The sequence below is a fragment of the Rhodococcus sp. ENV425 genome (genome assembly GCF_002887785.1).
Classification (GTDB): domain Bacteria; phylum Actinomycetota; class Actinomycetes; order Mycobacteriales; family Mycobacteriaceae; genus Rhodococcus; species Rhodococcus aetherivorans.
Window position 1 is genome coordinate 3,075 of the sequence record NZ_PCZU01000170.1, and the last position, 8,545, is coordinate 11,619.

Here is an 8,545-nt window from a genome sequence, read left to right on the forward strand (position 1 = left end):
GCGACGGCGTGCCCGGCGACTGGGCCGACGCCGCGGCCGGGACGGACATCTCGGTGTTCGGGCGGCTCGTCGACGATCTCGCCGCGGGATTCGACGGCGCCGATCAGCTCTACGGCTTCGCCCACCACCGGGTGTCGACGACCTGGCTGGGCACCTCCAACGGGGTGCGGCGCCGGTTCACCGAGCCGGAAGGATCGGTGGAGATCAACGGCAAGCGGGGCGGGCTGAACGGGGCCAGCGCGTGGGCCGGGGCCGGCACCCGCGACTTCACCGACGTCGACACACCGTCCCTGCTCGCGGAGCTGTCGCGGCGGCTGGACTGGGCGCGCCGCACGGTCGACCTCCCGGCCGGGCGCTACGAGACGCTGCTGCCGCCGTCGGCGGTGGCGGACCTGATGATCTACCTGATGTGGTCGATGGAGGGCCGCGGCGCCGAGGAGGGGCACACCGCGCTGTCGCGGCCCGGCGGCACCCGCGTCGGCGAACGGCTCACCGCGCTGCCGTTGACCCTGTTCTCCGATCCGGCCGCCCCCGGCCTGGAGTACGCGCCGTTCGTCGCGGCCACCGCCTCGTCGAACTCGGTGTCGGTGTTCGACAACGGGATGGACGCCGGGCGGGTCGACTGGGTGCGCGGGGGCGCGGTGCACGCGCTGGCGTACCCGCGGGCCGCGGCCGCCGAGTTCGGGGCGCCGGTGGCGGCGCCCGGGGAGAACCTGGTGCTGACCGGCGGCGGCGCGGCCGACGTGGACGAGATGGTGGCCCGCACCGAGCGGGGACTGTTGCTGACGACGCTGTGGTACATCCGGGAGGTCGACCCGGCGACGTTGCTGCTGACCGGTCTGACCCGCGACGGCGTGTACCTGGTCGAGGACGGTGCGGTGACGGCGGAGGTGAACAACTTCCGGTTCAACGAGAGCCCGCTGGATCTGCTGCGGCGCACCACCGAGGCGGGCCGCACGGAGCGGACCCTGCCGCGGGAATGGAAGGACTGGTTCACCCGCACCGCGATGCCGCCGCTGCGGGTCCCCGACTTCCACATGTCGTCGGTCAGCCGCGCTCGCTGAGCCCGGCGCTCAGGGCAGGGCGCGGTGGAACCGGGCCGGGCTGCCGACCTACGGGCTCGACGTAGTGTCCCCCGAAAATCGGGCGGATTTGGGCGAGAAGGCTCGTTCGATGTGGTCACCGCCGGATCCGACAAGTTCTTCGATGGAGTGGCTGTGTCACGGCCCTATCGGTTGGTGCGCAGCCAGACTGCGGTGTCCGGTGGCAGAGAACGGGCATCGGTCAGGGCGGCGGAGGCGAGCAGGACGGTTGCGTCCGGGTCGATCGCAACCGGTTGACGGGACAGGTTCACGACGCACCGAAACGTCGGTCCGCGGTCGAAGACGAGGGCATCGGTGGCCGACGGCTGCCAGCCGAAAGAGTCATCGCGCAGGGCGGGCAGTGTGCGTCGGAGTCGTAGTGCGGTGCGGTAGAGGGTGAGCATCGAATCGGGGTCGTCGGATTCGGCGGCGACGGTCTTCGACTTCCAGTTGTCGGGTTGGGGTAGCCACGGCTGGACGTGGTCGGCGGCGAACCCGAAGGGTGGGTGGTCACCGCTCCAGGGCAGCGGGACCCGGCATCCGTCGCGGCCGCGGATGGTGTGCCCGGACCGTTCCCAGGTCGGGTCCTGCAGCAGTTCCGCAGGGAGGTCGGCGACTTCCTCGAGGCCGAGTTCTTCGCCCTGGTAGAGGTAGGCACCGCCGGGCAGGGCGAGCATGAGCAGGGCCGCCGCGCGGGCGCGGCGGGTGCCGAGGGTGAGATCGGAGTCGGTGGCGGCGGTCAGGGTCATCGGCAGTGTGCTGGTTTCGGCGCGCCCGAATCGGGTGAGGTGGCGAGTCTCGTCGTGGCTCGAGAGCACCCAGGTGGTCGGCGCACCGACCTCGCGGAGCGCCTCGCGGCTGCGGTCGATGGCCTCGCGCAGTGCTGCCGGGTCCCAGCCGGCTCTGGGGAAGTCGAAGTTGAAGGCGGTGTGCAACTCGCCGGGACGCACGTAGCGGGCCAGACGTTCGGGGCTGCGGACGATCGCCTCGGCGACGAACATGCGGTCGGGGCCGTATTCGTCGGCGATGGTGCGAAACTCGCGCAGGATGTCGTGAAGTTCGTCGACATCCCAGTGCGGATTGTCGACCCACGTGCTGGATTCGAACCGGGCTCCCGGTGCGTGGCCGGCATCCGGCAGTCCGGGAACCTTGGCCATCGCCGACACGGCGTCGATGCGTATGCCGTCGACGCCGCGGTCGAACCAGAAGCGCAGAACGTCAGCAAATTCGGTGCGGACCTCGGGGTTGGTCCAGTCGAGGTCGGGTTGTTCGGGTGCGAACAAGTGCAGATACCACTGGCCGGCTTGTCCGTCCTCTCGGGTGGTGCGGGTCCAGGCCGGTCCGCCGAATGCGCTGATCCAGTCGTTCGGCGGGAGTTCGCCCGTGTCGCCGCGGCCGGCGCGGAAGAAGTACCTGGCGCGCTCCCGCGAACCGGGGGCGCTGCGCAACGCCTCCCGAAACCAGGGGTGGGTGTCGGACGTGTGGTTGGCGGGCAGGTCGATGATGATGCGGAGTCCGGCAGCGTGGGCGGCGGCCAGCAGGGTGTCCGCGTCGTCGAGAGTGCCGAAGAGGGGGTCGATGTCGCGGAAGTCGGCGACGTCGTAGCCGCCGTCCGCCATCGGTGACGGATACCAGGGGGTGATCCAGATTGCGTCGACGCCGAGGTCGACGAGGTACGGCAGGCGCTCGGCGAGCCCTGCGAGGTCGCCGATGCCGTCGCCGGTGCCGTCGGCGAAGCTGCGCAGATACACCTGGTAGATGACAGCGTCGTGCCACCACTGTCGTGATGTGGGCATGGTTTCCCCTGCGGGTGGTGTGGGCGTGGTAGTGGTGTGGGCGGGCACGGTCAGCCCTTGACGGCGCCGGCGATCATCGCCTTGACGAAGTGGCGCTGGAACAGCAGGAACACCACGATGGTCGGGGCCATGATCAGCAGGGATCCGGCGTTGAGAAGGACGACGTCGGTCGAGTATTGGCCGACGAAGTTCTGCAGTGCGCCCGCCATGGTCCGCTTACCGGGGTCGTCGATGAGGACGATGGCCTGCAGGAAGGTGTTCCAGGTCCACAGGAACAGCAGCAGACACAGCGAGGCCAGCGCCGGGACCGCGAGCGGGATCTGGATGTGACGGAAGGCCTGCCAGGGGCCCGCCCCGTCCAGGGCCGCAGCCTCGGTGAGCTCTTTCGGCATGGACAGGAAATGGGCTCGCATCCAGAAGACGGCGAAGGGCGTGAACGTGCCGATGAGAACCAGGATGAGTCCGAGGCGGGTGTTGAGCAGGTTCATCTCGCGCAGCTGGTAGTAGAGCGGCACGATCGTCGCCTCCTTCGGGAGAGTCAACCCCAGCAGCAGGAGCAGGAAGACGACGGTGCCTCCGGGCACGTGCAGCTGCCCGAGCCCGTAACCGGCCATCGCAGCGAACAGCGCTGCGACGGGGACGACGCCGGCGACGAGGATGATGCTCGAGACCATCAGCGGTGTCACCTCCGCGACGCGCCAGGCGTCGAGGAAGTTGTGCCAGTGCGGGTTCGACGGCCACGACAGCCCGAGCGGGACGGTGCCCTGCGGTTGCAGTGCCGCCGACAGCATGCTGAGCAACGGCAGGATCGAGAAGATCATGGTGCCGAGCAGCAGGACGAGTCCGGGAATCCGTTGGCGAGCGGAGGTTTTCATGATCATTTCTCTCTGAAGAAGCGCTGGATCGGCAGGATGACCATCAGGATCAGGCCGGTGAGGACGACAGCGAGGGCGCTGGCGAGACCGACCCGGGATTCGGTGAAGCCGAGTTGATAGATCAGGACGCCGGGCACGGTGGTCGCGTAGCCGGGTCCGCCCTGGGTGGACATGAACACGATGTCGAAGCTGGCGAGGGCGGCGATGATGGTGACGGTGACGCAGACCCCGATCTCTGCCCGCAGGGCTGGAACGGTGACGTATCGGAAGGTGCTGAGGAAGCTGGCGCCGTCGAGCCGGGCGGCCTCGTAGATCGAGATGTCGATCTTCCCGATGCCGGCCATCAGCAGGATGGTGCAGAATCCGAGGCCGAGCCAGGTGCCGATGACGCCGACGGCGGGCAGGGCCCAGTCGAAGTCGCCGAGCCAGGAGCGGGTGAGCCCGCCCAGGCCGACGGCCGAGAGCAGTTGGTTCACGGTGCCGTTGGTCGAGAACATCCACACCCACGCGACCGCCGCGGCCGCGCCGGGAATGATCTGCGGTAGGAACAGCAGGGTGCGGGTGAGGGTACCGAGGCCGCGTATGCGGATCTCCTGGAGCAGGGCAGCGACGAGAAGGCCGCCGATCACCGGGAGGACGGTGAAGAACAGGATGAGGAAGAACGCGTGCCCGATCGAGGACAGCAGCTGCGGGTCGGTGAGCACGCGGCGGTAGTTGCCGAGCCCCACCCAGCTGCCGACGGAGATGCCGTCCCAGTTGTAGAGGGAGTACCAGAGGGTGCTCAGCAGCGGCCGGAGGACGAAGACGGTGTACACCGCCGCGGCGGGCAGGACGAACAGCCATCCGGTCAGGGCCCGTTTGGCGCGGTGGCCCCGCCCCGGCCGGGTTGCGACGCGATGCGGGAACGCCCGGGTGGGGGATGTCTGGGGGGCGTGTGCGGTGGAGGTCATCTCAGGAGGTCCTGCTCGTATGCGGATTGGACGGCGGCCATCATCTCGCCGGGCGTGGTTCGGCCGGCGACGAGCATCTGGACCTGCGGTAGCCAGGTGCCGGACATGCCGTTGGTGGCGTTCTGGACGAATTGGACCTGGCCGTCGGCGGCGACCAGTATGTCGAAGGCCGCCTGGATCTGGGCGCCCAGCGATCCGGGGGCGGTGGCCGGGACCGGGCCGGTACCGGACGGGGCGAAGCCGGCGTCGACCACGACCTGCCGGCCCGCGTCGGAGCGGAGGAAGTCCAGGAAGGCTGCGGCGGCGTTCTTGTCGTCCGACCCCGAGGGTATTGCGAAGTTCGACACCGGGTCGGACATGGCGAGCACGGGTGACCCGGCGGGCGCGGGTGGAAGGGTGAAGCCGACGTTCTCGCCCATCTTGGCCTGTAGGGTCGCGGCATCCCAGTTCCCGGAGACATAGAACAGGGCCTCGCCCGCAGCGAACCGTCCGGCGGCGGCGGTGGCGTCGGTGCCGTTGGTGTCCGCGGGGAAGTAGCCCTTCGCTGCCCAGCCGGCCACCACCGCGGCCGCGTCGACCGCGGCGGGGGTGTCGAGGGTGGCGCCGGGCGCGTTGAAGACCCAGCCGTTGACCGCGTCCGGGCCGAGGGCGGTGTTCAGCATCATCTGGACCAGGAAGGTGACCTGCGCGCTCTTGTTGCCGGCCATGATCGGGATCAGTCCGGCAGTTTTCGCCGACGCCAGGGCCTGCTCGAATTCCGCGACGGTGGTGGGCGGCTCGACCATCCCGATCCGGTTCGCAAGCTCCTTGTTGTAGTAGAGCCCGGTCACCGTGAACCCGCTGGCCATCGTGTACTGCGGGCCGGTGCCGCGGATTCCGTTCGCATCGACCCGGTACATGGCACTCTGCCCCGGCGGAAGCGTGTTCCAGCCGTAGGCGTCGGCCCACGGATCGAGGGCCGTGAGCTGGTGGTTGGCTACCGCGGCGGGCAGCGCGATGATCCGCGCGATGTCCGGCGGATTCTCCGACGCGAGCACCCGGGGGGCGTTGACGGCCTGCACCTCGTCCGGGTCGTAGCGCGGGGTGATGGTCACGTTCGGATGGCGCTCGGTGAACGCCGCGATCAGGGCCTCGTCGATCTTCTTCAACCCCGCACCGTCGTACAGGGTCAACTCGATCGGGTCGGTGCCGAGATCGATGTTCACCGGCACCGGGTCGGTCGGGACGGTCGCGGTGTTACCGCTGCCCGGCGGCGCGCACGCCACCACCGTCTGCAGGACCGCGGCGCCTGCGAGGGCGGCGAATCTGCGTGCCCGCCGGGCCGGGGTCGAGTGGTGTGAGTCCATAACTCCTCCGCGTTGAGATGCGCATCACATTTCGGAAGCGCTTCCGAAGCGTATGTCGGAAGCGCTTCCGAAATCAAGGTCGATCGGTCTACCATCGGGCTTGTGTCCAATCGACCTGCAGCGTTGAGCCTCAGCGACGTCGCCCGGGAGGCCGGGGTCTCACTGACGACGGCTTCACGCGCCCTCAACGACTCGTACGGTGTGTCCGCGGCGACGAAGGCGAAGGTCCTCGCCACCGCCCGCCGTCTCGACTACGTCGTCTCCCCGGATGCGGTCCGCCTCGCCGGCGGCCCGACACGACGGGTGGCGCTGGCCGTCCCCCACATCGAGCGCTGGTTCTTCGGCGAGATGGTGAGCGGCATCGAAACGGTGCTCTCCGCGGCCCACTTCGACCTGTTGCTGTACCAGGTCGGCGGCCCCGACGACCGCCACGACTTCTTCACCCGGCTGCCCGCCCGCCGGAAGGTCGACGCCGTCGTGGTGGTCGCATTCCCGGTCGACCAGCACGAGCAAGAACGGCTCGCCCTGATGGGCGTCAGCATCATCGCCGCCGGCGGGCAGAACGCCGACTACCCCTACGTCTGCATCGACGACTATCGTGCCGGCCGCCTGGCCGTCGACCACCTCCTGGAACTGGGCCACCGGCGCATCGCCATGATCGCCGCCCACGACCCGGACCAGCCGGGCTGGCCGGCCCGCCCGGGCCGCTCGGCGGCGTACGTCGACGCCCTGACCGAGGCCGGGATCGCGGTCGATCACGCTCTCATCCGCGACGTCGACTGGGGCGGCCTCAACGCCGCATCGGCGATGGCCGACATTCTCGACGCGGCCCCGGAGCGCGCCCCGACGGCTGTGTTCGCGCACAGCGACGAACTCGCCCTCGGCGCGATCAGAACCCTGCGCCGCCGGGGCCTGCGGATACCCGACGACGTCTCCGTGGTCGGGATCGACGATCACCCCCTCGCCGCACTCACCGACCTGACCACGGTGCACCAATCCGTCCGCGAGCAGGGCGAGATCGCCGCCCGCCTGGTCCTCGAAACGCTGAATCCCAGCCCCACCGCGGACGGCGGCGTACCCACCGCCGTCACGGCCCCGGTGACACTCACCGTCCGCGCCAGCACCGGACCGGCGCCGGACCGAAGGCGGCCGACAGCGGCGACCGCAGACGACTCTCCGTGCTGAGAGCACGACGGTCGCGCCCCGATTGCCGAACACCCCAGGAGACCTGATGCGCCTCGCCCTTCCCGACCACTGGGTCTGGGACAGTTGGATGACCGACGACGGCACCGACTACCACCTGTTCTTCCTCCGCGCCTCGCGCGCCCTGCAGGACCGCGAACGCCGCCACTACCGTGCGGCCATCGGACACGCGACCTCGCGGGACGGCGAGCAATGGACCCTGACCGCCGACGCAGTGGCGGCCTCCGACGCCCCGGCGTTCGACGACCTCGCGACCTGGACCGGCTCCGTCGTCCGCGACACCGGCGGACGCTGGAGCATGTTCTACACCGGCGTGAGCCGGGCCGAGAACGGCCTCGTACAACGCATCGGCCGCGCAACCTCCTCGGACCTGGTCACCTGGACCAAGGACCCCGACCTCGTCCTCGAGGCCGACGGCCGCTGGTACGAACGCCTCGGCGAGGGCACCTGGCCGGACGAAGCCTGGCGCGACCCCTACGTCTTCGAACACGCCGGTCGGTGGCACATGCTGATCACCGCCCGCGCCAACTCCGGCGATCCCGAGGGCCGCGCCGTCGTCGGCCACGCCACCAGCAAGGACCTGAGCCACTGGCACATCCACCCCCCACTCTCGACGCCCGCCGGATTCGGCGAGATGGAAGTCCTGCAGGCACACACCGTCAACGGGAAACCGGTCCTGGTGTTCTCCTGCGCGCCCAAGAACACCAGCGTTCACGCCGGGCACCAAGCGGGGACCTGGATCGCCGAAGGACAGTCCCCGCTCGGGCCGTGGAAGATCACCGAGGCGGCGAACATCGACACCGCCGACCTGTACGCGGTGCAGATGCGGCGGACACGGGACGGCAACTGGACGACGTGGGGCTTCGACAACGGCGACGGACCGCAATTCGGCACCATCTCCTCCTCGAGTTACGTGCCGTTCACCGGTACCGACAGTTCGACCACGACGCCCTGACAGCACCGATACCCACACCACTCACCTCACTCGGATCGTCCGGCACGTTCCTGCCGGTGGAGGGACTCTCTTTTCTCATGGCAACCATCACGTACGACCACGCGACCCGACTGTTCCCCGGTTCGGACTGCCCCGCGGTGGACCAACTCGACCTGCACATCGAGGACGGCGAATTCCTCGTCCTGGTCTGCCCGTCCGGCTGCGGTAAGTCGACGTCGCTGCGCATGCTCGCCGGCCTCGAGGACGTCGACGGCGGTCGCATCACCATCGGCGGCCGCGACGTCACGCACGCCGAACCCAAGGAACGCGACATCGCGATGGTGTTCCAGAACTACGCC

General features: G+C 69.4%; 7 protein-coding genes and 1 pseudogene. 4 read left to right on the forward strand and 4 right to left on the reverse strand.

Annotation, left to right across the window (positions count from 1 at the left end):
- Positions 1-1,064, forward strand: a 1,064-nt coding sequence (locus CQZ88_RS13830; RefSeq protein ID WP_258008591.1) for a metallopeptidase TldD-related protein, incomplete at its 5' end; no start/stop codon positions are given.
- A 164-nt stretch (positions 1,065-1,228) separates the two neighbouring features.
- Here the strand turns inward: CQZ88_RS13830 and CQZ88_RS13835 are convergent.
- Genes CQZ88_RS13835 through CQZ88_RS13850 form a run of 4 tightly spaced genes read right to left on the reverse strand, consistent with a single transcriptional unit; the run spans position 1,229 to position 6,049 of the window.
- Positions 1,229-2,878 (reverse strand): glycoside hydrolase family 13 protein, encoded by a 1,650-nt coding sequence (locus CQZ88_RS13835; protein WP_050035271.1) that lies wholly within the window; start codon positions 2,876-2,878, stop codon positions 1,229-1,231.
- 50 nt (positions 2,879-2,928) lie between these two features.
- The gene (locus tag CQZ88_RS13840) at positions 2,929-3,753 is read right to left on the reverse strand and encodes a carbohydrate ABC transporter permease (RefSeq protein WP_029543784.1); all 825 of its coding nucleotides are present in this window, start codon (positions 3,751-3,753) and stop codon (positions 2,929-2,931) included.
- Positions 3,754-3,755: 2 nt separating this feature from the next.
- Positions 3,756-4,703, reverse strand: a complete 948-nt coding sequence (locus CQZ88_RS13845) for a carbohydrate ABC transporter permease (RefSeq protein WP_050035269.1) — start codon at positions 4,701-4,703, stop codon at positions 3,756-3,758.
- Entirely contained in the window at positions 4,700-6,049 is a 1,350-nt protein-coding gene (locus CQZ88_RS13850) for an ABC transporter substrate-binding protein (RefSeq protein WP_050035267.1), read from the reverse strand. Before CQZ88_RS13850 ends, CQZ88_RS13845 begins: the two co-directional genes overlap by 4 nt.
- A gap of 102 nt (positions 6,050-6,151) precedes the next feature.
- Between CQZ88_RS13850 and CQZ88_RS13855 the strand changes: the two genes are divergently transcribed.
- The 3 genes and pseudogenes from CQZ88_RS13855 to CQZ88_RS31015 all read left to right on the forward strand — a co-directional run.
- Entirely contained in the window at positions 6,152-7,234 is a 1,083-nt protein-coding gene (locus CQZ88_RS13855; protein ID WP_231772819.1) for a LacI family DNA-binding transcriptional regulator, read from the forward strand.
- Between the two features lie 16 nt (positions 7,235-7,250).
- Positions 7,251-8,207 (forward strand): annotated as a pseudogene (locus CQZ88_RS13860) (glycoside hydrolase family 68 protein); the annotation flags it as partial.
- Positions 8,208-8,284: 77 nt separating this feature from the next.
- Positions 8,285-8,545: ATP-binding cassette domain-containing protein (locus CQZ88_RS31015; RefSeq protein WP_258008592.1), on the forward strand; the 261-nt coding region annotated here is incomplete at its 3' end.